General features: G+C 64.8%; 24 protein-coding genes. 13 read left to right on the plus strand and 11 right to left on the minus strand.

Going from position 1 to position 23189, the window contains the following annotated elements; all coding sequences use genetic code 11:
• Position 1 precedes the first annotated feature (1 nt).
• The gene (locus KDJ86_RS04095; protein ID WP_291743278.1) at positions 2-784 is read left to right on the plus strand and encodes a 2-keto-4-pentenoate hydratase; all 783 of its coding nucleotides are present in this window, start codon (positions 2-4) and stop codon (positions 782-784) included.
• An 89-nt stretch (positions 785-873) separates the two neighbouring features.
• Here the strand turns inward: KDJ86_RS04095 and argC are convergent, their stop codons facing one another.
• The 5 genes from argC to rplM form a co-directional block, all read right to left on the minus strand.
• Positions 874-1926 (minus strand): N-acetyl-gamma-glutamyl-phosphate reductase, encoded by a 1053-nt coding sequence (argC, locus tag KDJ86_RS04100; RefSeq protein ID WP_291743279.1) that lies wholly within the window; start codon positions 1924-1926, stop codon positions 874-876.
• A gap of 44 nt (positions 1927-1970) precedes the next feature.
• Positions 1971-2933: an agmatinase gene (gene speB / locus KDJ86_RS04105; RefSeq protein ID WP_291743285.1), complete on the minus strand. Its 963-nt coding sequence runs from the start codon at positions 2931-2933 to the stop codon at positions 1971-1973.
• The gene (locus tag KDJ86_RS04110; protein WP_291743288.1) at positions 2930-3814 is read right to left on the minus strand and encodes a sulfotransferase family protein; all 885 of its coding nucleotides are present in this window, start codon (positions 3812-3814) and stop codon (positions 2930-2932) included. The genes speB and KDJ86_RS04110 overlap by 4 nt, the downstream gene beginning before the upstream one ends.
• A gap of 101 nt (positions 3815-3915) precedes the next feature.
• Entirely contained in the window at positions 3916-4386 is a 471-nt protein-coding gene (rpsI, locus tag KDJ86_RS04115; protein ID WP_291743290.1) for a 30S ribosomal protein S9, read from the minus strand.
• Positions 4387-4388: 2 nt separating this feature from the next.
• A complete protein-coding gene (gene rplM, locus KDJ86_RS04120; RefSeq protein ID WP_291743293.1) occupies positions 4389-4853 on the minus strand; it encodes a 50S ribosomal protein L13 in 465 nt (154 codons plus the stop codon).
• A gap of 229 nt (positions 4854-5082) precedes the next feature.
• Between rplM and KDJ86_RS04125 the strand changes: the two genes are divergently transcribed.
• The 4 genes from KDJ86_RS04125 to KDJ86_RS04140 all read left to right on the plus strand — a co-directional run bounded on the left by KDJ86_RS04125 (position 5083) and on the right by KDJ86_RS04140 (position 9007).
• Positions 5083-5619: a CoA-binding protein gene (locus KDJ86_RS04125; protein ID WP_291743296.1), complete on the plus strand. Its 537-nt coding sequence runs from the start codon at positions 5083-5085 to the stop codon at positions 5617-5619.
• Between the two features lie 146 nt (positions 5620-5765).
• Positions 5766-7052 (plus strand): O-acetylhomoserine aminocarboxypropyltransferase, encoded by a 1287-nt coding sequence (locus KDJ86_RS04130; RefSeq protein WP_291743298.1) that lies wholly within the window; start codon positions 5766-5768, stop codon positions 7050-7052.
• 67 nt (positions 7053-7119) lie between these two features.
• Positions 7120-7701 (plus strand): nitroreductase family protein, encoded by a 582-nt coding sequence (locus KDJ86_RS04135; RefSeq protein WP_291743300.1) that lies wholly within the window; start codon positions 7120-7122, stop codon positions 7699-7701.
• Positions 7702-7867: 166 nt separating this feature from the next.
• Positions 7868-9007, plus strand: coding sequence for a DUF2336 domain-containing protein (locus KDJ86_RS04140; protein WP_291743302.1), 1140 nt, complete (start codon positions 7868-7870; stop codon positions 9005-9007).
• Positions 9008-9055: 48 nt separating this feature from the next.
• Here KDJ86_RS04140 and KDJ86_RS04145 read toward each other — a convergent pair whose 3' ends face one another.
• Entirely contained in the window at positions 9056-9844 is a 789-nt protein-coding gene (locus KDJ86_RS04145; protein ID WP_291743304.1) for an NAD kinase, read from the minus strand.
• A 180-nt stretch (positions 9845-10024) separates the two neighbouring features.
• Between KDJ86_RS04145 and purU the strand changes: the two genes are divergently transcribed.
• Both purU and folD read left to right on the plus strand, forming a co-directional pair.
• On the plus strand, positions 10025-10885 hold the full coding sequence (gene purU, locus KDJ86_RS04150; protein ID WP_291743307.1) for a formyltetrahydrofolate deformylase: 861 nt from the start codon (positions 10025-10027) through the stop codon (positions 10883-10885).
• Entirely contained in the window at positions 10857-11789 is a 933-nt protein-coding gene (folD, locus tag KDJ86_RS04155) for a bifunctional methylenetetrahydrofolate dehydrogenase/methenyltetrahydrofolate cyclohydrolase FolD (RefSeq protein WP_291743310.1), read from the plus strand. Before purU ends, folD begins: the two co-directional genes overlap by 29 nt.
• Positions 11790-11807: 18 nt before the next feature.
• On the opposite strand, the gene KDJ86_RS04160 is transcribed toward folD, so the two are convergent.
• The 4 genes from KDJ86_RS04160 to KDJ86_RS04175 are packed head-to-tail and all read right to left on the minus strand — an operon-like array spanning position 11808 to position 15098.
• A complete protein-coding gene (locus KDJ86_RS04160; protein WP_521085253.1) occupies positions 11808-12680 on the minus strand; it encodes an intradiol ring-cleavage dioxygenase in 873 nt (290 codons plus the stop codon).
• A 21-nt stretch (positions 12681-12701) separates the two neighbouring features.
• Positions 12702-13766 (minus strand): maleylacetate reductase, encoded by a 1065-nt coding sequence (locus KDJ86_RS04165; RefSeq protein WP_291743312.1) that lies wholly within the window; start codon positions 13764-13766, stop codon positions 12702-12704.
• Between the two features lie 16 nt (positions 13767-13782).
• Positions 13783-14568 (minus strand): SDR family NAD(P)-dependent oxidoreductase, encoded by a 786-nt coding sequence (locus tag KDJ86_RS04170; protein ID WP_291743333.1) that lies wholly within the window; start codon positions 14566-14568, stop codon positions 13783-13785.
• A 5-nt stretch (positions 14569-14573) separates the two neighbouring features.
• Positions 14574-15098, minus strand: a complete 525-nt coding sequence (locus KDJ86_RS04175) for a flavin reductase family protein (RefSeq protein ID WP_291743314.1) — start codon at positions 15096-15098, stop codon at positions 14574-14576.
• A gap of 203 nt (positions 15099-15301) precedes the next feature.
• Between KDJ86_RS04175 and KDJ86_RS04180 the strand changes: the two genes are divergently transcribed.
• The 3 genes from KDJ86_RS04180 to KDJ86_RS04190 all read left to right on the plus strand — a co-directional run bounded on the left by KDJ86_RS04180 (position 15302) and on the right by KDJ86_RS04190 (position 20813).
• Positions 15302-17986 (plus strand): cation-transporting P-type ATPase, encoded by a 2685-nt coding sequence (locus KDJ86_RS04180; RefSeq protein ID WP_291743316.1) that lies wholly within the window; start codon positions 15302-15304, stop codon positions 17984-17986.
• Between the two features lie 168 nt (positions 17987-18154).
• A complete protein-coding gene (locus KDJ86_RS04185; protein WP_291743337.1) occupies positions 18155-19132 on the plus strand; it encodes an amino acid ABC transporter substrate-binding protein in 978 nt (325 codons plus the stop codon).
• 34 nt (positions 19133-19166) lie between these two features.
• Positions 19167-20813, plus strand: coding sequence for a L,D-transpeptidase family protein (locus KDJ86_RS04190; RefSeq protein WP_291743319.1), 1647 nt, complete (start codon positions 19167-19169; stop codon positions 20811-20813).
• Between the two features lie 64 nt (positions 20814-20877).
• Here KDJ86_RS04190 and KDJ86_RS04195 read toward each other — a convergent pair whose 3' ends face one another.
• A complete protein-coding gene (locus tag KDJ86_RS04195) occupies positions 20878-21198 on the minus strand; it encodes a hypothetical protein (protein ID WP_291743321.1) in 321 nt (106 codons plus the stop codon).
• A gap of 244 nt (positions 21199-21442) precedes the next feature.
• Here KDJ86_RS04195 and KDJ86_RS04200 point away from each other — a divergent pair, with 244 nt between their 5' ends.
• From KDJ86_RS04200 to KDJ86_RS04210, 3 genes are all read left to right on the plus strand, one after another.
• On the plus strand, positions 21443-21757 hold the full coding sequence (locus tag KDJ86_RS04200; protein WP_291743324.1) for a hypothetical protein: 315 nt from the start codon (positions 21443-21445) through the stop codon (positions 21755-21757).
• Between the two features lie 322 nt (positions 21758-22079).
• Positions 22080-22295: a hypothetical protein gene (locus tag KDJ86_RS04205; RefSeq protein ID WP_291743327.1), complete on the plus strand. Its 216-nt coding sequence runs from the start codon at positions 22080-22082 to the stop codon at positions 22293-22295.
• Positions 22296-22331: 36 nt separating this feature from the next.
• Entirely contained in the window at positions 22332-22970 is a 639-nt protein-coding gene (locus KDJ86_RS04210; RefSeq protein WP_291743328.1) for a Fic family protein, read from the plus strand.
• The last annotated feature ends 219 nt before the right edge of the window (positions 22971-23189 follow it).

Here is a 23189-nt window from a genome sequence, read left to right on the forward strand (position 1 = left end):
GATGAATCGTATCGCGGCTGCCGCCGGGGTGATCTCCGCGGCGCGAACGGCGCGCCAGCCGCTCGCGCTGCTGGAGGAGGCGATCCGGCCGCAGGACGAGGCGGAAGCCTACGCGATCCAGGATGCGGTGCATGACAGGCTGAGGACGACGCCGATCGGTCGACGGGTCGGCCGGAAGATCGGATGTACGACGCCGGTGATGCAGAATTATCTCGGCATTCCCAATCCGTGCGCCGGCGGTGTCTTCGAGGGGGGTGTCCACCGCAGCGGCGTCGCGCTCGACGCCGGGGACTATCTCCGCGTCGGCATCGAATGCGAGATAGCGGTGTGGCTTGCGCGGGACCTGCTGCCCGCGGCGATGCCGTTTTCCGCAGAGAGCCTCAGCGATGCGGTCGAGGCGTTCATTCCGGCGATCGAGATCGTCGACGATCGCTATGCCGACTGGCGCAGGACCGACACGCCAACCCTCATCGCGGACGACTTCTTCGCGGCGGGCTGTGTGCTGGGAGAGCCGTCCGCCTCAATCGGCGAAGCGGCCGGCATCGTCGGCGTGACGACGATCAACGGAACCGAAGTCGGCCGGGGGCGCGGCAGCGACGTGATGGGTCACCCGCTGAATGCGCTGGCGTGGCTCGCGAACAGCTCGGCGGCGCGCGGCAAGCCGCTCAGTCGGGGCGAAATCGTGCTGACCGGCAGCCTCGTCGAAACCAGGTGGCTCGACCGCGGGGACCGGGTCACGGCATCGATCTCCGGTCTCGGCGCGGTCGAGATGTCGGTTTCCTGAAGCCTGACAAATCGATTCCGGAGGCGACTCCAACCGGCTGAAATCCAATCGGTTTCGCCTCGCCGGTAGCGTTGCGGCCGCTGCCTCGATCAGGGGAACAGCGCCTGCTGCATCAGGCCGGTGGTCTCCTCGATGCCGTACATCAGGTTGAAATTCTGGACAGCCTGGCCGGCCGATCCCTTCACCAGGTTGTCGATCACCGAGATGACGATGGCGCGGCCGGGTGCGCGATCGGCGACGACGCCGATCTGGCAGTGGTTCGAACCGCGGACGTTCTGGGTCTGCGGCAGGACCCCGGCCGGCGCGACATGCACGAAGGGCTCGTCGCGATAGGCATCGACGAAGGCGGCGCGAAGGTCGTCGGCGGTGGTCGAGCCGGTCATCCGGAGGTACGAAGTGCAAAGCTCGCCCCGGCTCATCGGGATGAGGTGCGGGGTGAAGGAGACGGTTACGTTCTCGCCCGCGACCCTGGAGACTTCCTGTTCGATCTCGGGGGCGTGCCGATGCTTGCCGACGGAATAGGGAGAGAGACCTTCGCCCGCCTCGCTGAACAGGATGTTCTGCTTCAGGCTGCGGCCGGCGCCGGTCACCCCGGACTTGGCGTCGACGACGATGTCGCTCGCATCGACAAGACCGGCCGCGACGAGGGGAATGAGCGACAGCAGCGTCGCGGTCGGATAGCAGCCGGGGCAGGCGACCAGCCGGGCATCCCGGATCGCCGTGCGATAGTGCTCAGTCAGGCCGTAGACGGCTTCGGCCTGCAGATCCATCGCCAGATGCTCATGGCCGTACCAGGTCCTGTAGACGTCCGGGTCGCGCAGCCGGAAGTCCGCGGACATGTCGATGAACTTGATGCCGGGATGCTCGGCCAGCACCGACTTGGCGATCTCCTGGGTGGTGCCGTGCGGAAGGCCGCAGAAGACGGCATCGACCATCGACCAGTCGGCCTCTTCGATGGTGGTGAGGCCGGGCAGATCGACGAAGCCGAATTGCGGGAAGACCTCGGCCATCGCCTTGCCGGCCTGGCTGTTGGCGGTCAAGGCCGCGATCTCCATCGCCGGATGCGCGAGAGCGAGCCGGACGAGGTCCGAGCCGGTGTAACCCGAGGCGCCGAGCACCCCAATCCTGATTCCCTTGGACATGAAAAATCTCCCTGGTTCCAAAGCTAGGCGAAAATCATCAGTGCCTAGCTTCGTCGCCGCTCCGCCAGCAGGCCGAGGTAGAACATGGCGACCGTCGCGCCGGCAATGGCTGTGATGTCGGCATGGTCATAGGGCGGCGCAACCTCGACGACGTCGGCCCCGACAAGATCAATGCCCGTCGTGCCCAGGCCCCGGAGGAGGGCAAGGGCCTCGCGGCTCGACAATCCTCCGGCGACCGGGGTGCCGGTTCCCGGCGCGAAGGCCGGATCGAGGCAGTCGATGTCGAAGGTGCAATAGACAGGGTGATCGCCGACGCGATTGCGGATACGATCGAGGACCCCGGCGACGCCGATGGCGTCAAGCGCTTCGGCGGAGACGAGTTCAATGCCGCAATCTTCCGGCGCGACCGTTCTGATGCCGACCTGGATCGAGTGCGACGGGTCGATCAGGCCCTCGCGCACCGCGCGGCCGACGAAGGTTCCATGGTCGATCCGGTCGCCGTCGTCGGGCCAGGTGTCCTGATGGGCATCGAACTGGATCAGCGCCATTTGGCCGTACCGCGCGGCGTGCGCCTTGAGCAGCGGATAGGTGGCGAAATGATCGCCGCCGAGCGACACGAGCTGAGCGCCGCTTGCGACGATCTCCGCCGCCTGGGCCTCGATCTGGCCGGGAATGTCGGCCGGCTTTCCATAGTCGAAAGCGCAATCGCCATAGTCGACGACCGCGAGCGTTTCGAAGGGATCGAAGCCGAAGGGGTGCTGCGGATCGCCGTCGAAGATCGCGGAAGCCCGCCGGATCGCCTGAGGCCCGAAGCGACACCCCGGCCGGTTGGATACGGCGGTGTCGAAGGGGATGCCCCAGACGACGGCGTCGATGCCGGCGAGATCGCGCGAATAGCGCCGCCGCATAAAGGACAGCGCGCCGCCGTAGGTCGGCTCGTGGCTGCCGCCCCTGAGATCGCCAAGGAAGGCATTGTCCGTTGGCCGCGGCCGGATCGGATCGTTCATATCCGCCTCGCCTTTTCGGGGTTCTCGCCTACTGCCGAAGCAGGCGGCTGCCGCCAGTCAGAACAATCCCAGCCGAGCTCACGCTCCACCGCGTCGATATCGGCGCTGAGATATTGGTAGGCCGCGTTCCAGTCCTCGAGGCCGATCGGGGGAACGACGCCGACGTTATCGTGGATCGGGGCGGGACGGGCAAATTCCGACAGCGGCGCGACGCCGAGGAAACGGCAAACCTGGTCCGTCACGCCGAGCTGGTCGGCGAAGAACTCCTCTGACTTGACGAAGAGGAGCTGCTCCGGGGGAAACAATGCCTTCACCCGGCGGATCTGCTCAGCATAGAGGCTGCGGCCGATATGCGAGCGCCGGACGTTCTGGTAGTCGGGATTGCGCCCCATCGCCTTCATTTCCCGCCGCAGCCGCTTCTGGAACGGCCCGATATGGAGGTTGCGGAACTTGGGCCGCCGGCTCTTGCGGACGTAGTGGCCCCATTGCGAATAAGCCCGCCGCACCGGGCTCCGCAAAAGCACGAAGATGCGGATGTCGGGATTGTAGGCCTGGATCCTTTCGACCGCGTGACGCCAGTAGATGTAGACCGGCGTGATCTCGCCGGTGATCTGCCGGTCGAAATAGAAATGGCGATGGAGGTCGTCATAGTCGCCGGACAGCGGCCGGTGGTCGGGACCGAACCGGTCGTCCTTCTCGAACCAGTGCAGCTCCTTCCGCCGATACATCTCGATCTGGGGATGGAGGGCAAGCAGCTGGTGGAGCGTGGTCGTCCCGGTCTTCTGCGCGCCGATGCCGATGAAGTCGAGCTTGCGCGCGGCGCGCCGGCTGGCCGCGCCGATACCGCGCAGACCGAGCAGTTCCCTGATTTTCGGCGTCATGTCCATGGCGGTCGAATGACCTGCGGCAATTCAAGACGACAATAGAAAAAGGGGCGCGCCGGTGGGCCCGCCCCTTGGTTCCGAAATCCGCGCCGGAAAGATCAGCGCTTGGAGAACTGGAACGAGCGGCGGGCCTTCGCCTTGCCGTATTTCTTTCGCTCGACGACGCGGGAGTCGCGGGTCAGGAAGCCGGCCTTCTTGAGCTGGCTGCGCAGCTCGGGCTCGTAGTAGGTCAGCGCCTTCGAGATGCCGTGACGAAGCGCGCCGGCCTGGCCGGACAATCCGCCGCCGGAGACGGTCGCCTTGATGTCGAACTGGCCGGCGCGGTCGGCATGGACGATCGGCTGCTGGACGATCATCTGAAGCACCGGGCGGGCGAAGAACTCGGTGAAGTCCTTGTTGTTGACGATGATGCGGCCGGCACCGGGGCTGAGCCAGACGCGGGCAACGGCGTCCTTGCGCTTGCCGGTGGCATAGGCGCGACCATAGCCGTCGAGCTTCTGGACATGGACCGGCGCGGCCGGCTCCTCCGCCGGGGCGAGGTCCTGGAGGGACTGCAGATCAGCTGCCATGGTCAGGCGGTCCTTACATTCTTGGCGCTCATCGCGCCGATATCGATCTTCTCCGGCTGCTGGGCCTCGTGCGGATGCTCGGAGCCCGCATAGACGCGGAGATTCTTGAGCTGGCGCCGGGCGAGGGGGCCTTCGGGCATCATCCGCTGGACCGCCTTCTCGACGACCCGCTCCGGGAACTTGCCCTCGAGGATCTGACGCGCGGTCCGCTGCTTGATGCCGCCGGGATGTCCGGTGTGCCAGTGGTAGAGCTTGTCCTCATGCTTGCGCCCGGTGAGAGCCACCCGGCCAGCATTGATGACGACGACATTGTCGCCGCAATCGACGTGAGGTGTGTAGGTCGGCAGATGCTTGCCGCGAAGCCGGCGGGCGACGAGCGCCGCGAGACGGCCGACAACGGCGTTCTCGGCGTCGATCAACACCCATTTCTTCTCGACTTCCGCGGGTTTGGCGGAATAAGTCTTCATGGATCATGTCCGTGCAAGATGGCAGCCGCGCCGGTGGCGCGATTTCGATGGAGCTTCTAGTCGTCGGACGAAGCTCCGTCAAGGCCTTTCAGTGGCGAAAAATGCAATTATTTCAGGCCGATATGGAAACGGTACAATGATACCGTAAGAAGTCGCGCCGCGCCGCCTATCAATGTGCCCGGTCCCTGCCTTCCCGAGGATCAGCCGTCCTCCCAACCTCCCCGGTCTCATGGAAACCGCGCCCGAACCGCTGACCTATTCCGACGATCTGATCCTGTCCATCCTGCGGTCGGTGAAGACGATTGCGATGGTTGGCGCGACACCGAATCCCGCCCGGCCCGCCTATCTGGTGCTGAAATACCTGCTGTTGCAGGGCTTCCACGTCATCCCGGTCAATCCCGGGCATGCCGGCAAGACGCTGCTGGGGCAGACGGTCTATGCCAAACTCGCTGATATTCCCGAACCGATCGACATGGTCGAGATCTTCCGGCGCTCGGAAGCGGCGGAGGGGATCGTCGACGAGGCGCTGAAGCTCTATCCCCTGCCGCGCGTGATCTGGATGCAGCTCAGTGTCCGCAATGACGCCGCTGCCGCCAAGGCCGAAGCGGCGGGGCTGACCGTTATCATGGATCGGTGCCCCAAGATCGAGTACGGCCGCTTGTGTGGCGAGATCGCATGGTTCGGCGTCAATTCGCGCCAGATCAGTTCGCGCCCCCGGCAAGCACCGGCCCAGTTCCAGCGGATGCGCATCCAGGCGAAGGATTGATTTCGCGCGCGCGGCTCGCTTGAGAACGAAATTTCGTCTCGCGTGGCGTCTGCGATCGTCTAAGAGTTTGGCTTCCCATCGGTTCCCCTTTACGGATATGCCCATTCGCAGGGGCCATCAGCGCCCGATCACGGAGAGAAACGACGATGAGTGAAGACCGCGAACCCGGCTTTGCCACCCTGGCCATCCACGCCGGCGCCCAGCCGGACCCGACCACGGGCGCCCGGGCGACCCCGATCTACCAGACGACGTCCTACGTCTTTAACGATGCGGATCACGCTGCTTCCCTGTTCGGGCTCCAGGCGTTCGGCAACATCTATACCCGCATCATGAGCCCGACCAGCGGCGTGATCGAGGAACGGATGGCGGCTCTCGAGGGCGGTACCGCGGGGCTCGCCGTCGCTTCCGGGCACGCGGCCCAACTCGTCACGCTGCATGCGCTGATGACGCCTGGCGACGAGTTCATCGCGGCGGGCCAGCTCTATGGCGGTTCGATCAACCAGTTCAATCATTCGTTCAAGAGCTTCGGCTGGAACGTGAAATGGGCCGACATCGACGATGTCGAGAGCTTCGAGCGGGCGGTATCGCCGAAGACCAAGGCAATCTTCGTCGAGTCGATCGCCAACCCGGGGGGCGCGGTCACGGACATCGAGGCGGTGGCGGCGGTTGCCAAGCGGGCAGGGGTGCCGCTGATCGTCGACAACACGCTCGCCACGCCGTATCTGTGCAAGCCATTCGACTTCGGCGCCGACATCGTCCTGCACTCGATGACGAAATTCATCGGCGGGCACGGCAATTCGATCGGTGGCATGATTGTCGACGGCGGCAAGTTCAACTGGATGGCGTCCGACCGCTATCCGATGCTCTCGCAGCCGCGCCCGGAATATAACGGCATGGTGCTCGGCGAGACCTTCGGCAACTTCGCCTTCGCGATCGCCTGCCGGGTGCTCGGCCTCCGCGATCTCGGACCGGCCATCTCACCGTTCAATTCCTTCCTGATCCTGACCGGTTCCGAAACGCTGCCGCTGCGGATGCAGAAGCACTCGGACAATGCCAAGGCGGTGGCCGAGCATCTGGCGGGCCATCCCAAGGTGACCTGGGTCAGCTATGCCGGCCTACCCGGCGATCGCTACCACACCCGGGCACAGAAATATTGCCCAAAGGGTGCCGGCGCCCTGCTGACCTTCGGGGTCGAAGGAGGCGCCGACGCGGGCGTGAAGCTGGTGTCGGCCGTCGACCTCTTCTCGCATCTCGCCAATATCGGCGACACGCGGAGCCTCATCATTCATCCCTGGTCGACGACGCATAGTCAGCTCACCGAGGATCAGCGCAAGGCGGCGGGAGCCGGCCCGGATGTCGTCCGCCTTTCGGTCGGCATCGAGGACGTCGCCGACATCATCGCCGATCTGGATCAGGCGCTGGCGAAGACGTAAGATAGCCGGCGCGCGGCGGCGGTTCCGTCGCGCGCCGCACCAGCCCTTACTCCCTAGACACTCCCTCATGGACGCTCTCGAACTTCTCAAGACCCGCCGGTCGATCACGGCGCCGTTTCTCGACCAGCCGGCCCCCGACGACGAACAGCTTCGGGAAATCCTGACGATCGCTTCCCGCGTGCCGGATCACGGCAAGCTCGCGCCGTGGCGGTTCATCGTCTTCCGGGGCGATGCGGGCGCGGAGGCCGGAAAGGCCCTGGCCACGCTTTTCGTGCAAAAGAAGCCGGATGCGGATGAGGAGCGGATCGCCGAGGAACGGAATCGCCTGGCGCGCGCGCCGCTCGTCGTCGGCGTCGTCAGTACCGCCGCTCCCCACGTGAAGATCCCGGAATTCGAGCAGCTCCTCTCGGCCGGGAATGCCGCCATGCTGACGGTGATGGCGGCGCATGCGCTGGGCTTCGCCGCCCATTGGGTGACCGAATGGATTTCCTACGACGAGGACGCCGGCCGGATTCTCGGCTTGCGTCCCGGCGAGCGCTTCGTCGGTTTCGTTCACATCGGCACACCGACGGTTCCGCCGGTGGACCGGCCGCGGCCGGCGCTCGATGACGTCGTAGAATTCTGGAAGCCCGCCGACTCGAACGCCTGACGGGCCCTCGACCGGACACATGTCCGGCCAGCGACTTTCAGTCGGCAAGGTTGGTTGATCCGTCGGTCCGTCATCGGGCGAGATGGCGGAAACCGGCGCAATTCATGGTGAACCGATCGTTAATCACTTTCGGGTCAGCATGGGTCCGATCGTTCCGAGAGGGTCCATGATCGTCCAGCAATTCCTCCATTTCATGGAGACCGCTCCTTCCGACCGGCGAGCCCTGGCGGTCCGCTCGCTGGCGCGGGCCTATCTCTATTCCGACATCGACGACACGACGCGGGCCGAGATGGAAGCGGCGATGACGGTCGTCATGGACGATTCCGCCGCCGAGGTTCGTCGCGCCCTTGCCGACACCCTGTCTCCGGCCCTCGAGGCACCGCGCCACATCATGCTGGCATTCATCGCGGACGTGACCGAGACCGCGGTGCTGGTGCTGTCGCGCTCGCCCGTCTTCCTGGATTCCGAACTCGTCGATATCGCCGCCGGCGCCGAAGACGCGCTTCAGATGGCGATCGCCTCGCGGCCGCGGCTGTCGAACGCCGTTTCCGCGGCGATCGCCGAGGTGGGGGAGCGGGACACATGCCTGCGCCTCCTGCAGAACAGGGGCGCCGCCGTGGCGCGTATCAGCCAGCGACGCATGGCGGAGCGGTTCGGCGACGATCCGGAAATCCGGGAGGCGCTGCTGCAGAAGCCGGATCTGGCATCCGATGTCCGGCAGATGCTCGTCCTGCGCCTCAGCGATGCGCTCGGCGAACTGGTCGTGCATAAATCCTGGGTGAGCGAGGATCGTGCGAGGAATCTCACCCGCGAGGCGCGCGAGCGCGCCACCGTTGCCATTGCCGCCGAGACCGAGACGGAAGAGCTGACCGCGTTGGTGGAGCATCTGCGGGTGACCGGGCAGTTGACCACGGCGCTCCTGCTGCGGGCAATCTGCGCCGGCAATGTCGCCATGTTCGAGACCGCGTTGTCGGTTCTCGCCCATGTCCCTGAGGAACGCGTCACGAGCCTGATCCGCTCAGGCCGCAAGCAGGCTTTCCGGGCGATTTACGACAAGGCCGATCTGCCCGCCATGGCCTTCGACGCGTTTGACGTGGCGCTCGACACCTGCCGCGAAATTGCCGAACGGGGCGGTCCCCGGGACCGTTACCGCTTCACCCTGCATCTGGTCGAGTCCGTCATCGCGCGCTACCGCGAGATCACCGACGGCGAAGTGAACGAGCTGACCGGCATGCTGAGACGCTTCGCCGCCGACCAGGCCCGCGAAGCCGCTCGTGACTATGCGCGGACGGCGATGGTCGCGTAGCCCGGCGCTACAAGGGAGGCGGACGGCCTCCGGGGACGCGACCCCGCGCTAGTAGCGGAACTGCTCCGAGAGGATCCGCTCGTCCCAGGAGTGGTCGGGGTCGAACATGATCAGGCTTTCGGCCTTGAGCTCCTGCTTGACGACGACCTGAATGACCGACTTGAACTCGACGTTGTCGGCGACCGCGTTGACCGGGCGCTTCTTCGATTCGAGCATCTCGATCGTGATCTCGACGCGATCCGGAACCAGGGCTCCACGCCAGGTGCGTGGCCGGAAGGCGCTGATCGGCGTGATCGCAAGGAGCGGCGCGTAGATCGGCAGGATAGGGCCGTGGGCGGAGAGGTTATAGGCGGTGCTGCCGGCGGGTGTCGCGACGAGGATGCCGTCGCAGATGAGCTCGGCCATCCGGATCTTGCCGTCGATCGCAATGCGCAGCTTGGCGGCCTGGTAGGACTGGCGCAGCAGCGAGACCTCGTTGATCGCATAGGCGGTGTGCTTCCTGCCGTTGCGATCTGTGGCGATCATCGCCAGCGGGTGAACCACGGTGGTGAGCGCGGCGTCGATACGGCCGCGCAGCCCGGTCGCCCTGAACTCGTTCATCAGGAAACCGACCGAACCACAATTCATGCCGTAGATCGGCTTGCCGCTGTCCATGAACTTGTGGAGGGTCTGGAGCATGAAGCCGTCGCCGCCGAGGGCGACGATGACATCGGCCTTGCCCGGCGTGACCCGCCCGTAGCGGGCGGCGAGCCGGTCGCGGGCGGCCCTTGCCTCCGCCGTTTCGGCGGCGATGAAGGCGATGGCCTTGCGCTTTCTTGCCTTCGACCTGGTCGCCATGATCTCCCCCAGAGCAGGCGGAGGAGGTAGCATGGCAATCGGCTATTTCCAATGTCATGTCGCAGGGTTGCGGCGGATCGACGCCAGCCGGAAGGTTTCTACTTTGCCGGTTGCGACCGGGGATCGCGGGGGCTAGTTGTCGGCTCCGCCCGAGACCAATCACCCAGAGGCGCGTGATACATGCCCGCAGAAGCCGCGCGGTTCGTGCTTACCCTGTCCTGTCAGGATCGGCGCGGCATCGTTGCCGCGGTCGCCAATTCCATCGCCTCGCAGGGCTGCAATATCGTCGAGAGCGCGCAATATGGCGATCCCGAGGCGGAACGCTTTTTCATGCGCGTCTCCTTCTCGGCGCCGGAGGCGGTTACGGTCGAGAGTTTCTCAAGTGGTTTCGAGCCGGTGGCCGCCGGCTATGGCTTCGACTGGCAGGTCCACGACCTCGCGGTGAAACCCCGAGTGCTCATCCTGGTCTCCAAGTTCGGCCACTGCCTCAACGATCTGCTCTATCGCAATTCGATCGGTCATCTGCCGATGGAGCTGGTCGCCGTGGCGTCGAACCACGAGACGATGCGCCGGCGGGTCGAGGCGGAAGGCGTTCCCTATCTCCATCTCCCGGTCACGGCTGCGACCAGGGCGAGCCAGGAGGCCGATCTGTCGGCGCTGATAGCCCGGGAAAATATCGAGCTCGTCGTGCTCGCCCGCTACATGCAAATCCTCTCCGAAGGTTTCGCCACAGAGCTCGCGGGCAGGGCGATCAACATCCACCACTCCTTCCTGCCGAGCTTCGTCGGGGCGAAGCCCTATCACCAGGCGCATGCGCGGGGCGTCAAGCTGATCGGCGCGACCGCCCATTACGTCACGCCGGTGCTCGACGCGGGACCGATCATCGAGCAGGACGTCGGCCGGGTCGACCATTCGATGTCGCCGGAAGAACTCCTGGCGATCGGCGGCGACATCGAGGCGACCGTGCTGGCGCGGGCGATCAAATTCCATCTCGAGCACAGGGTGCTGATCAATGGCGAAAGGACAGTCGTCTTCCGCTAGCGGCAATGCAGCGATCATCGACGGACGGGCGGTGGCCGCGCGGGTGACCGAACGGGTCGCCGAGGAGACAAGGCGGTTAAGGGCGGAAGCTGGCGTCGTGCCGGGACTTGCGGTGGTGCTGGTGGGCGATGACCCGGCGAGCCATGTCTATGTCGGCGCCAAGGGGCGAAAGGCCGATGAGCTCGGCTTTCACTCGGTCCAGCACACGATGGCGGCGACGACCAGCGAGGAAGAATTGCTGGCGCTGGTCGAGGCCCTCAACGGCAATCCCGAAATCCACGGAATCCTGATCCAGCTGCCGCTTCCCTCTCATATCGATACGGACCGCGTGATCGAGGCGATCCGGCCCGAGAAGGATGTCGACGGGCTGCATCCGGTCAATATCGGGCGGCTCGCGAGCGGCGCGGGAGAGGCCATGGTCCCGTGCACGCCGGCAGGCTGCATGATCCTGCTGCGCGGCGTTCTGGGAGATGGCCTCGACGGACTGGAGGCGGTCGTCGTCGGGCGATCGAACCTTGTGGGCAAGCCGATCGCCCAACTCCTGCTCGCCGCGAACTGCACGGTCACCGTCGCGCATTCCAGGACACGTGACCTCGCAGATGTGGTTCGCCGGGCGGATGTCGTGGTGGCGGCGGTGGGCCGGCAGGAAATGATCCGCGGCGACTGGATCAAGCCCGGCGCGACGGTGATCGACGTTGGTACGAGCCGCATTCCGGCGCCCGAAAGAGGCGAGGGGAAGATGCGGCTCGTCGGCGACGTCGCCTTCGATGAAGCCGTGGCGGTGGCCGGCGCCATCACACCGGTTCCCGGAGGCGTCGGGCCGATGACGATTGCCATGCTGATGGCCAATACCCTGATCGCCGCCTGCCGGAGTCTTGGGCAGCCGGTACCGAACCTTGGCTGAGGCCGTGAAAGGCCGACTTCAATCCGCCTCGGCCTGCCTCGCCAGGACAAAGTCGTGCCCGGCCACGTAGAACGGATTGGCGAGCCCGAGTTCCGATGCCCGTGCGCTGTCGTCCGTTTCGACGAACGGCTCGACGAGGCTGCTCTTCACTCCGAAGACCGCGTCTGAATCGAGATAGGGATCGCCGGCGACGAAGACGTGGGTGGTGACCGGTTCGAAGCCCGGCGCGCCGACGATGAAATGGATATGGGCCGGTCGCATCGGGTGACGCCCGAGCGCGGTCAGCATTCCACCGACCGGTCCATCGGTCGGAACGGGATAGGATGATGGCCTGACGGTCCTGAAGTAGTAGCGGCCGTCCTTGCCGGTGGTGAAAAGCCCGCGAAGGTTCATATCCGGCTGGTCGGGATCCTGGACGTCGTAGGCGCCTTCCGACGAGCTCTGCCAGACATCGAGGCAAGCGCCTTCGATCGGATTGCCGTCGAGATCGAGGACGCGCCCGGAGACCCAGGCCGGGTCACCCTTGCCGTCGAGCGAGATCGTATCGCCCATCGTCCTTGGCGGCGCGCCGGCAACATGGAACGGGCCGAGCACCGTCGATTCGGTTGCGCCGGACGGCTTCCGGTTGTTGATCGCATCCGCAAGCATCGAGACGCCGAGGGTGTCCGAAAGAAGGATGAATTCCTGGCGCTTGTCGTCGCATATCTTGCCGGTGTCGGTCAGGAATGCGATCGCCGCCAGCCATTCCTCCTGCGTCGGTTCGACCTCGCGGATGACGGCATGAAGATGAGTGACGACGGAGGTCATGATCTCCCTCAGGCGCGGGCTTTCGCAGCCGGCCATGCGGTCGATGACCGCCGCGGTCGCGGACATTTCGTTGAAGTCACGCATTCCTCTGTTCCTCCCGGGCTGTCAGGCGGTCGGCCGCCTCCCTTGCCAGGCATTCTCAAGCAGCAGCCTTATCGCATGGGGCTCAATCGGTGCAGGGTTCGGATATGGCGTCGTGACGGCCAGTTCGGCCGCACGGTCGAGGCCCGTCCCGGACATGCCGATCTCGCGAAGCGAGGTGGGTGCGCCGGCGTCTTTCGCCAGATCGAAGAGCGCGCCAGGCGCGTCGTCAGAGGCCAGGGCGCGGGCGACCCTGGCCATGGCGTCGCCGGCATGGGGCGCGTTGAAGGCCGCGACATGGGGCAGGATGACCGTGTGGGTCTCGGCATGGGCCAGGCCGAAGCTGCCGCCCAGTATGTGGCAGAGCTTGTGGTGCAGGCCCATCGACGTGTTGCCGAGGACCAGCCCGCACAGCCATGCGCCGTAAAGGGCGCTGGCGCGGGCTTCGGACTCGTCGCCCGCGGCGGCAATGCCGGGGATGGCGGCGCCGAGGGCGCGTATCCCTTCCTCGGCCATCATCGATACCACCGGATTCCCGTCCGGCGCGTAGAGCGCCTCGACCGCATGGGCGATCGCATTCATGCCGGACGTCACGGATATCGCGGTGGGCAGGCCGAGTGTGAGGTCCACGTCATAGATGACGGCTTCGGGAAGAATGCGGGGGTCGCGGACGGTTACCTTTTGACCGTCCGCCGTCTCGCCGAGGATATCCGTCATCTCCGAGCCGGAATAGGTTGTCGGTATGATCAGTTGCGGAAGGTCCGTCCGATAGGCGATGGCCTTGGCGAGGCCGGTCGTCGACCCGCCGCCGATCGCAACGACACCGTCTATTTCATTCGCGGTGACAACCGCCATCGCCTCTTCGGTGACCTCGACAGGTGTGTGCATGCGCGCCTTGGAAAGGATTGCGGCGCACCGGTCGCCGAGGTAGCCCGCTGCCATGTCGGCGAGCCGAGCCTGACCGGGCGTCGATACGACCAGCGCGCGGGCAATGCCCAACCGTTCGGCTTCTTCCGCAAGCCGGTCACGGGTTCCCGAACCAAAGACAACCCGGCTCGGCGAGGACTGATAGACAAAGCCGGGTATCACCGGTCTGCCTCCGTCTTCAGATGGCCAGCCAGCCTCCGTCGATGGCGAGGACGTGACCGGTCACCATGCTCGAGGCGCGGCTGGCGAGATAGAGGATGCCGCCGGCCATCTCCTCCGGTTCCGCGAAACGTCCCATCGGCGTCCGCCCCTCGATCGCAGCGACCATTTCCTCATCCTCGCGGAGTTTGACGGTGAGCTGGGTCTTCACGAAGGTCGGGGCAATCGCGTTGACCCGGACGCCACGCGGTGCCCATTCGGCGGCAAGACCGCGGGTGAGGTTCACCAATGCCCCCTTGGTCGAATAATAGCCAATGCTCGGGAACAGGCCGCCGCCGGAGAGGCCCATGATCGACGAGACGTTGATGATCCGCCCGTCGCCGGCGGCCAGCATGTGCCGGCCGGCCTCACGGCAGGCGACGAAAGCGGCGGTCAGGTTGACATCGAGGATGTCGTGCCAGTCCTGGGACGAGAATTCCTCGGTCGGAATGCGTCGGGTTATGCCGGCATTGTTGACGAGGATGCAGAGGCTGCCGAATTCGGCATAGGCCTTGGCGATCGTATCGACGATTGCCGATTCATCGGCGACATCGAGCGCATAAGCGATCGCGTCACCTCCGGCATGGTTGATTTCCGCGGCGACCGTCTTGGCGGCATCGCCGTCGACGTCCGTCACCGCGACGCGGGCTCCGGCCGAGGCCAGCGTCGTCGCCGCCATCTTGCCGATGCCGGAACCCGCTCCGGTGACCAGGGCGACATCACCATCGACACGAAAGAGATCGAAGACGTTGAAGGGCGTTTCCATAGCGCTCACCAGAATTCGGGCAGCGGTGTTTCCGCTCCGCGTTTTGATTGAAGGGCGGCATAGTGCCCGTCGTAATAGAGAAGTGGCGGTCTGTCCTCGGCCTCCATATTCAGAACATGGCCGATGAAGATGGTGTGATCGCCGCAATCATGGCTCGCAGCGAGGTCGGCGGTGATCCTGGCGGAGACGTCGACGAGAGCGGGGATTGCATCGATCTCGATGAAGCGGGGGGCGAGGTCGGGCACCAGGCGGCCGGCGAAGTGGTTGGCGTGGTCGGTCTGTCCGGCGGCAAGGATATTCACCGCGAAACGTCGGGCCTCGATGAGATAGGCGTGCATATGCGCCCGCCTGGCGACCGAAACGACGCAAAGCGGCGGATCAAGCGAGCCAGACATGAACGCGTTCGCCGTCATGCCATGGGCTTTGCCGCCCGATTTCGCCGTAATCACCGTGACGCCGGTGGCAAACCGCCCCATGACCTTTCGGAAATGCAGCGGATCGATCTCATGCGACTGCGCAGTCCGATTCATCGATCCAGTCTAGTTGCTTCGACGCCTCGCGTGTTAGCTCAATTCGGTGGAACAGGTAAGGAGTCGGACCAGGAGACGTCTGCGGCCGCGAGGTCTGTGGCAATCGGCGGTGACCGTGCCTATCTGTCTGCGAACCTCAGGCGAAGACGGGGCGATACGTGGCACCAATCCCTGTAGATGGCGGCGCTCCGGCCGGTGAGGCAGTGACCGCCGCGTGGGCGGAGCCGGCCGACGAGGTCATCGACGCGCTCGCCAGCAGCCGGGCGGGGCTGACTGCCGCCGAGGCAGAGACGAGGCTCGAAACCTGCGGGCCAAACAGGCTGCCGGCGACGAAGGGGCGGAGCGCGCTCGCCCGGTTCCTCGGCCAGTTCACCAATATCCTGATCTACGTCCTGCTGGCATCGGCGGTCGTCGCGGCCTTTCTCGGCGAGCTGGTCGATGCCGGCGTTATTCTCGGCGTGGTCATCGCCAATGCCGCTATCGGCTTCGTCCAGGAGGGGCGCGCGGAACGCGCGCTCGACGCGATCCGGGGCATGATAACGCCGAGCGCCTCGGTAATCCGCGACGGGCAGCGATCGACGGTGGATGTCGAGGACCTGGTCCCCGGCGATATCGTGCTGCTCGAGGCAGGTGACAGGACGCCGGCCGACCTGAGGCTGATCAAGGCGCGCAATCTGCGGATCGAGGAAGCGGTCCTCACCGGTGAATCGGTTCCGGTCGACAAGGGGACGGACGCGGTCAAGGCGGACGCGGTCCTCGGCGACCGCACGTCCATGGCGTTCTCCGGCACGCTGGTCGTGGCCGGTCACGCGGCGGGGGTCGTGGCCGCGACCGGCGGATCGACCGAGCTTGGCAAGATCAGCAAGCTTCTCGGCTCGGTCGAGCCGATGACGACGCCGCTGGTCAGGCAGATGGATCGGTTCGCCGGACAGCTCACGGCGGCGATCCTGGCGATCGCCGTGGTCGGCTTCGGTTTCGCGGTGCTGGTCCGCGGCTACACCATGACCGATGCCATGATGGCAATGGTCGGTCTCGTCGTCGCGGCGATACCCGAGGGACTCCCGGCGGTGATGACCATCACGCTGGCGATCGGCGTCCAGCGGATGGCGAGACGCAATGCGGTTGTCCGGCGCCTGCCGGCGGTGGAGACGCTCGGGGCGGTATCGGTGATCTGTTCCGACAAGACCGGAACGCTGACACGCAATGAAATGACGGTCCGCAGCGTCGTGACCGCGGACGGCGAGGTGGCCGTCACCGGGGTCGGCTACGATCCGGATGGGGCCTTCGAGGCCGGAGGCGCCGCGATCGATGCGGCGGATGCTCCATTGTTGCGGGAACTCACCACCGCCGCCTTGCTGTGCAACGACGCGAGCCTGCGATCGAGCGAAAGTGGCTGGATCGTCGAGGGCGACCCGATGGAAGGGGCGCTCGTGTCCCTTGCGATCAAGGCTGGGCGCGAAGGCGATGGAACCCGCGAGAAATATCACCGCCTCGACGAGATCCCCTTCGATTCCCGCCATCGCTACATGGCAACGCTTCATCGTGTCGGGGAGGGCGGCCGGGTCATCTACATCAAGGGCGCTCCGGAGCGCATCCTGTCGCGTTGCCGCGAGCAGCTCGGTTCAACCGGCCCGGAGCCGATCGATCGCGACCGGTGGCATAGCGAGATCCATCGGCTCGCGTCGGATGGCCAGCGCATCCTGGCGCTCGGGATGCGGCGGGTCGAGGACGGGGCGGATCATCTGACCTCCGCCATTGTCGAGGAAGGCGTCGTCTTCCTCGGGATTCTCGGAATGATCGATCCCCCACGGGTCGATGCGATCGATGCCGTCGAGGAGTGCCGGGCGGCCGGGATCGCGGTCAAGATGATCACCGGTGATCATGCCTCGACCGCCTCGGCGATCGGCCGGCAGACCGGGATCCTCGACCATGACAGGGTGGTCACCGGAGACGTTCTCGACGATCTCGACGAGGCCGGATTCCGCGAGGCGGCCCGGCACACGGCGGTCTTCGCGCGGACCAGCCCAGAACACAAGCTGAGGATCGTCGAGGCGCTGCAGGCGGAGCACGGGATCGTCGCCATGACCGGCGACGGGGTCAATGATGCACCGGCCCTGAAGCGCGCCGATGTCGGGGTCGCAATGGGAAGAAAAGGCACCGAGGCGGCGAAGGAAGCCGCCGAAATGGTGCTGCTCGACGACAACTTCGCGTCAATCGTCGCCGCGGTGCGTGAAGGGCGCACGGTCTACGACAACCTGAAGAAGGTGATCGGCTGGACACTGCCGACGAGCGGCGGCGAGGCCCTGGTCATCCTCGCCGCCGTTCTGATGGGTTTGGCCTTGCCGGTCACCCCGGTGCAGATTCTGTGGATCAACATGGTCACCGTCATCGCGCTCGGGCTGACGCTGGCCTTTGAGCCGACGGAACCGGGCGCCATGCGGCGACCGCCACGTTCGTCAAACGAGCCGCTGCTGTCGGGCTTCCTGATGTGGCGCGTGATCTTCGTCTCGGCGCTCTTCGTCATCGGCGCTTTCGGGATGTTTTTCTGGGCGCTCGAGCGCGGTCTCGATCTGGCGGAAGCGCGGACGATCGTGGTGAATACCATCGTCGTGATGGAGATCTTCTACCTGTTCAGCATCCGGTACCTCCATATGACGTCGCTGACGCTTCGTGGCCTCCTGGGGACGCCGGCCGTGCTGATCGGGGTCGCTATCATCGTCGTGGCCCAGCTCGTCTTCACCTACGCCCCCTTCATGCAGGTCCTCTTCGACACGCGGGCCATCGCGGTGAGCGACGGCATCGCCGTTATTGCGATCGGCATTGGCCTGCTGGCGGTGCTTGAGCTGGAGAAGCTGATCCGTCGGGGGCTGGGCATTCGGGACCAGTGATGCTCGACAAAAGGAGGCTTGGTTCTGCCACAGAGCGGGCATAACCTTGTCGATGAGCGGAATCACAACCAAACACCGGACGTTCGGAGATTGATCACCGTGATCAACAAGCAAGCTCTTTCGCGCCGTTTGCGCGCCACCCTTGCCGCGGCCCTCGGACTGGGCCTGATGGCGGCGCAGGGGATCGAGGCGGCGTCGGCATCGACCCTTGAAGACGTGCGCGGCCGTGACAAGCTGATCTGCGGCATCAGCGAGGGATTGGCGGGATTTTCGGACAAGGACGAGGCGGGTAACTGGTATGGCTTCGACGTCGATTTCTGCCGGGCCGTCGCCGCTGCCGTGCTCGGTGATCCTCAGAAGGTCGACTATGTCCAGCTTTCGGCGAATGACCGCTTCAAGGCCTTGACCGATGGCAAGATCGACCTGCTGTCGCGCAACAGCACGTGGACGATGTCGCGCGATCTCGATCTCGATCTCGATTTCGCGGGTATCGCCTATTACGACGGGCAAGGTTTCCTTGCGCATGCCGTCGACGGGATGACGAGCGCGCTCGAACTCAACGGCGCGAGGATTTGCGTCGTCAGTGGCACGACCACCGAGGAAAACGCGGCGGAATATTTCGCAGATAATGGAATGGACGTGACGTTTCTGCGCTTCGCCGACAGGGGCCAGGCCCGGAAGGCCTATGCGTCCGGTGAATGCGATGTCTATACCGCGGACAGTTCGGCCCTGGCGGCCGAGCGATCCCTACTGGACGTTCCGGACGATCATGTGATCCTCAGCGAGGTGATCTCGAAGGAACCCCTTGGGCCGGTCACACGCGAGGGCGATCCGCAATGGACCGAGCTGGTCCGTTGGGTGCTCTACGGGCTGATCAATGCCGAGGAAGCGGAACTCACCGCGGCATCGGTCGACGAGAAGACCGGTGATCCGGCCAAGCGCCACAAGGCGATGCAATTCGGTGCGCCGGGCGTCAAGGAATTTGGCCTGAGTGACGATTGGCTGATCGTCGTGCTGAACGCCGTTGGCAACTACAGCGACATCTTCGAAAGAAATCTGGGGGAACAGACTCCGCTTGCTCTGCGTCGCGGGGTCAATGCGTTGTGGACGCGCGGCGGGATCCTCTACGCCCCGCCAATGCACTAGCCGGCGCGTCATGAACCGCTTACGGAGTCCCGAAGTGAACCGATCGATAGTCCTCTTCGCAGGCCTGCGCGCGATTGTGCTGGTCATCGTCGCGGCCTGTGCTTCCCCCGTGTTCGCACAGACCCGGCTCAGTTCCCAGGATCTGGCCGCCGTCCGGGTCAACATCGTCGACCTGCTGGCCAACGAACCAAACCTGCCGCTCCCGGTCCGCCAGCGGCAGGAGGCGCTCGCGACCTATTACAGCGAGCAGAATGGCGACCTTCTCTGGCTCGGTCAGGAACGCGCACCGGCCTTCATCGAATGGCTCCGCTCGGCGGCCGATGACGGACTGGATCCCGCCTCGTATCCCGCCGACCAGCTCGTCAGCCTGAACGAGGCCGTGCCGGTGACCGATGCCCGCGGTCGCGCGATTATCGAGCTGCATTTTTCGGCGGCGTTCCTCGAATACGCTTCCGACCTCAAGGTCGGGCGGTTCCTGCCCAGGAAGGTCGATCCGAATTTCTTCCTGCAAAAGCGGGAGATCGATCAGGTCGCCGCGCTGGATCAGTTGGCGGCAGCCGAGAACCTCGATCAGTTCTTCATCAGCTGGCAGCCGAGCGCTCCGGAATATGCGGCGCTTCGGGTCGCGCTGAGCGACTATCGGGCGCTGCTTGCGAATGGCGGATGGCCGACCGTGCCCCTCGGGGATTCCCTGAAGCCGGGGATGACCGATCCCCGCGTGCCGGCCCTGCGGGCGCGGCTCGCGGTCACCGACGGGGCGTCTCCGGTGGCTCCGCCGGGGGCAGAGGACGTCTACGACGACGAGCTCGTCGCGGTGGTCAGGAGTTTCCAGAAGCGACACGGGCTCGATGTCGACGGGATCGCCGGCAAGGCGACCATCGTCGCGATGAACGTCCCGGTCGAGGACCGCATCGAGGAAATCGTCGTCGCGATGGAGCGGTGGCGCTGGATGCCCGAGTCGCTCGGCAGCAAGTACGTGATGGTCAACATCGCCGGCTTCGAATTGAAGCGGGTGAGCGATGGCAAGGTCGAGGAGAAGATGGCGGTGGTGGTCGGCAAGCCGTATCACCGGACGCCGGTTTTCAGCGACGAAATCCGATATCTCGAATTCAACCCCTACTGGAACGTGCCGGCCGGCATCGCCATCAAGGAAGAGCTGCCGAAGCTCAAGAAGAATCCCGCTGCGCGCGCGGCGGCCGGTTTCGAGGCGGTGCAGGGCGACAAGGTCTATTCGCTGACGTCAATCAACTGGAACCGGTATGGTCCGGGCAACTTCCCGTTCCAGATCCGGCAACGGCCCGGGCCGAATAATGCGCTTGGCCGTGTCAAGTACATGTTCCCGAACCAGTTCAACGTGTACCTCCACGACACGCCGGCGAAGAGCCTGTTCAGCCGCTCGGATCGAGCATTCAGCCATGGGTGCGTGCGGTTGTCTCGGCCGCTGGAATTCGCCCCGCCGGTGCTGGCGGCGGGTGGCGTTTCCGGGTGGAACATGGCGCGGGTCAACAGCGTCATCGCCAGCGGCAAGCGGACGGTCGTGAATCTCGAAAAGCCGCTGCCGGTCCACATCACCTATTTCACCGCCTGGGTCGACCAGGGGGTGCCCAACTTCCGCGCCGACGTCTATGACCAGGACGAGAAGCTGATTGCCGCGCTTGGCGGCAAGTCGATCGCCTGGTAGCGGGATTTCCCGGTGGGTGCGGTCGGGGGGCGGGGCATGCCTGCACCGTCCCGGAGGTGCGGACCTAGCGCTGGCAGCTGATGTTGGTGAAGTGGGTGTTGCCCTTGAACTGCAGATAGAGATTCCTGGTGTTGGCCGGGGTGACAATCATCTGGAAGGGCTGCCATCCGGCATCCCGACGGTAGAGTTGTCCCTGGATTGAAACGGCGAGGCCGGACGGTCCCTGGTTGGTCATGCCCCATTGGCCTTCGCCGTAGACGGGAACCTGAAAGCCGAGCGACGGGCTGTAGTAGAACCCTTCCATCGTGTAGCTGGTATCGGGCTGCAGGGTCATCGCGAATTCCCAGTAATGCGTGGACAGCGGATCCTTGTTGAAGGGTTGCATGCTGTACTGGCATCCCCACTGCCCGGCGTACTGAGCGGCCCCCTGATCCTGCGCATAGGCGGGCCAACTCGGGGACAACAGACCGGCCGCGATCGCAACTCCGGCAATGAGGCGCAGTGGACTCTTCATGCGAGGCGTTCCCCCGGTTGATTGACGGCGAACCGTTTCGGCGCCAGCGGCGGAGAATACGCAACGCCGTCCGTGGTCGAAACCCCATCCCGATCGCAACCGGGTGGCGCGGCCCATGACGCGGCGACAGAGCCGGCGAAACGCGCAACAGAGCGGGACGATCGAGGAGTTGCTTCGCATCCGCAGGGAAGCGGGCGACACGGCCGCGATCCCGATCGGCCTGCTCGACGACCACGATGTTGACCCGGACCTCGAGGACGGAGGCGACGACGAGCCGTTGCCCGGCTGGACCACGACCGTGAACCAGGCCGCGAAAGGCCGGCACCGGTTCGGTTGCTTTGGGCCGCGGTCGAGCGGGAAACCGGCCGCCGGCTGGACGAGGACTTTTCGCCTGGCCCGGCCGATGAGCGAATGTTGGGCCTCTTCCTGATCGCGACCGCCACAACCCATTGGGGTTGCACGGAAGTCCGAAAAACGCCAAAATCTGGTTGTTCTCAAGGTTAGGCATCGACTGATGAGTCGATGCGCGTCAAAGGCCCAAGGCCTTAAGGTGTCGGAGCCGGCATCGGCTCGAACAAGAGGCAGACAAACTGCCCAGCTGTCCCTGGGAACTGACAACGATGAATCCGATTGCTTTTTGGGGCGCTTCTCGGGGCGGGAAGTGGTTTGGTGTGCATGGGATTCGGGCCCGGAACGCGTTCGACCGACAAGGCGTGAAACAGGACTGGGGCAATCATTGAAGGAGGGACATCATGAGTGATCTCACTCTCGAACAGATTGTCGAAAAGGCTAAGCGTCATGTACCGAGTGCTGAAGAACGGCGTGAACAGCGGATCAGCCTAATCATGGGGCTGCGTTCTCGCAGGTCGACCCTCACTCGTGAGGAAGTGACAAATTTCCTCGATCAAAACGAAGGCCATGTGTCGTCGTCGGCTGTGCGCACTGCCTCAGACGAGGAATCCGGATAAACCCGATCCCCGTTTGCTTGGGGGCGTTTCGGGGGGATGATCGACGACAATTGGGAGCTGCTCAACGGGCCAGCGGCCCATCATATTGAGCAGCTCAATTCGATCAGCGCAATCAACGTGCTTGAGGCGCTCGTCACTTTTCTGATTGCTTCGCGGCCAGCCGGATCGCCTTACCCAATGATGCCGAACGCGGGCGGCCTATGTGAACTGCATCGAAGCAGCACGCTATTTCTGCTCCATCGTCCAGGCGAATACCGAGACATAGAGGTAAATGTTCAGGACCTGGTCACCGGGGAGGTAGTGTTTCAGCCGCCGCCGTGCTCGGAGGTGCCGCACTGGATGGAGGATTTCTTCAACGAGCTCGGCAAGCTCTGGACAAGTGGCGATGCGCTCGATGTGGCGTCCTTCGTCCTCTGGCGGGTGAACTGGATCCACCCATTCAAGAACGGCAATGGCCGCACCGCGAGAGCGTTTGCCTATGCGTGTCTTTGCGCTCGGCTTGGAGTGATCCTGCCCGGTAGAACAACGGTCATCGATCAGATCATGCGGTCCCGCCCGGCCTACGAGGCGGCGATAAGGGCAGCAGATCAGGCAGCGGTGCAGGGCCAGCGCAACCTGGCACCTATGAAGCAATATCTGAACGGCCTCCTGCAGATTCAGATGGCGAGTATCTGAGGGCCGCCTCACTCGAACGGAAACGGATGCCACCCGCCGTCGGAACCTGCCCAGCTGGTATCTGGATCGTTGCACCGAGGCTCCCGCATGCCTGGCATCGCGCCGATCGGCGGATCACGTTGCTCGAGGCGTCCGGTCCCCACCGGATGATGCACGGAGCCAGGGCCATGGCGCATTGTGCCGGCAACTCTCGCAGGATACGAGGATCCAAGGCGTGAC

This window comes from Bauldia sp. (assembly GCF_020442045.1).
GTDB lineage: Bacteria > Pseudomonadota > Alphaproteobacteria > Rhizobiales > Kaistiaceae > Bauldia.

Bases quoted from the DNA above. Each gene is read 5' to 3' on its own strand.
- KDJ86_RS04095 (WP_291743278.1), top strand. From the start codon at position 2: ATGAATCGTATCGCGGCTGCCGCCGGGGTGATCTCCGCGGCGCGAACG.
- argC (WP_291743279.1), bottom strand. From the start codon at position 1,926: ATGTCCAAGGGAATCAGGATTGGGGTGCTCGGCGCCTCGGGTTACACC.
- speB (WP_291743285.1), bottom strand. From the start codon at position 2,933: ATGAACGATCCGATCCGGCCGCGGCCAACGGACAATGCCTTCCTTGGC.
- KDJ86_RS04110 (WP_291743288.1), bottom strand. From the start codon at position 3,814: ATGACGCCGAAAATCAGGGAACTGCTCGGTCTGCGCGGTATCGGCGCG.
- rpsI (WP_291743290.1), bottom strand. From the start codon at position 4,386: ATGGCAGCTGATCTGCAGTCCCTCCAGGACCTCGCCCCGGCGGAGGAG.
- rplM (WP_291743293.1), bottom strand. From the start codon at position 4,853: ATGAAGACTTATTCCGCCAAACCCGCGGAAGTCGAGAAGAAATGGGTG.
- KDJ86_RS04125 (WP_291743296.1), top strand. From the start codon at position 5,083: ATGGAAACCGCGCCCGAACCGCTGACCTATTCCGACGATCTGATCCTG.
- KDJ86_RS04130 (WP_291743298.1), top strand. From the start codon at position 5,766: ATGAGTGAAGACCGCGAACCCGGCTTTGCCACCCTGGCCATCCACGCC.
- KDJ86_RS04135 (WP_291743300.1), top strand. From the start codon at position 7,120: ATGGACGCTCTCGAACTTCTCAAGACCCGCCGGTCGATCACGGCGCCG.
- KDJ86_RS04140 (WP_291743302.1), top strand. From the start codon at position 7,868: ATGATCGTCCAGCAATTCCTCCATTTCATGGAGACCGCTCCTTCCGAC.
- KDJ86_RS04145 (WP_291743304.1), bottom strand. From the start codon at position 9,844: ATGGCGACCAGGTCGAAGGCAAGAAAGCGCAAGGCCATCGCCTTCATC.
- purU (WP_291743307.1), top strand. From the start codon at position 10,025: ATGCCCGCAGAAGCCGCGCGGTTCGTGCTTACCCTGTCCTGTCAGGAT.
- folD (WP_291743310.1), top strand. From the start codon at position 10,857: ATGGCGAAAGGACAGTCGTCTTCCGCTAGCGGCAATGCAGCGATCATC.
- KDJ86_RS04160 (WP_521085253.1), bottom strand. From the start codon at position 12,680: ATGCGTGACTTCAACGAAATGTCCGCGACCGCGGCGGTCATCGACCGC.
- KDJ86_RS04170 (WP_291743333.1), bottom strand. From the start codon at position 14,568: ATGGAAACGCCCTTCAACGTCTTCGATCTCTTTCGTGTCGATGGTGAT.
- KDJ86_RS04175 (WP_291743314.1), bottom strand. From the start codon at position 15,098: ATGAATCGGACTGCGCAGTCGCATGAGATCGATCCGCTGCATTTCCGA.
- KDJ86_RS04185 (WP_291743337.1), top strand. From the start codon at position 18,155: ATGGCGGCGCAGGGGATCGAGGCGGCGTCGGCATCGACCCTTGAAGAC.
- KDJ86_RS04195 (WP_291743321.1), bottom strand. From the start codon at position 21,198: ATGCAACCCTTCAACAAGGATCCGCTGTCCACGCATTACTGGGAATTC.
- KDJ86_RS04200 (WP_291743324.1), top strand. From the start codon at position 21,443: ATGACGCGGCGACAGAGCCGGCGAAACGCGCAACAGAGCGGGACGATC.
- KDJ86_RS04205 (WP_291743327.1), top strand. From the start codon at position 22,080: ATGAGTGATCTCACTCTCGAACAGATTGTCGAAAAGGCTAAGCGTCAT.
- KDJ86_RS04210 (WP_291743328.1), top strand. From the start codon at position 22,332: ATGATCGACGACAATTGGGAGCTGCTCAACGGGCCAGCGGCCCATCAT.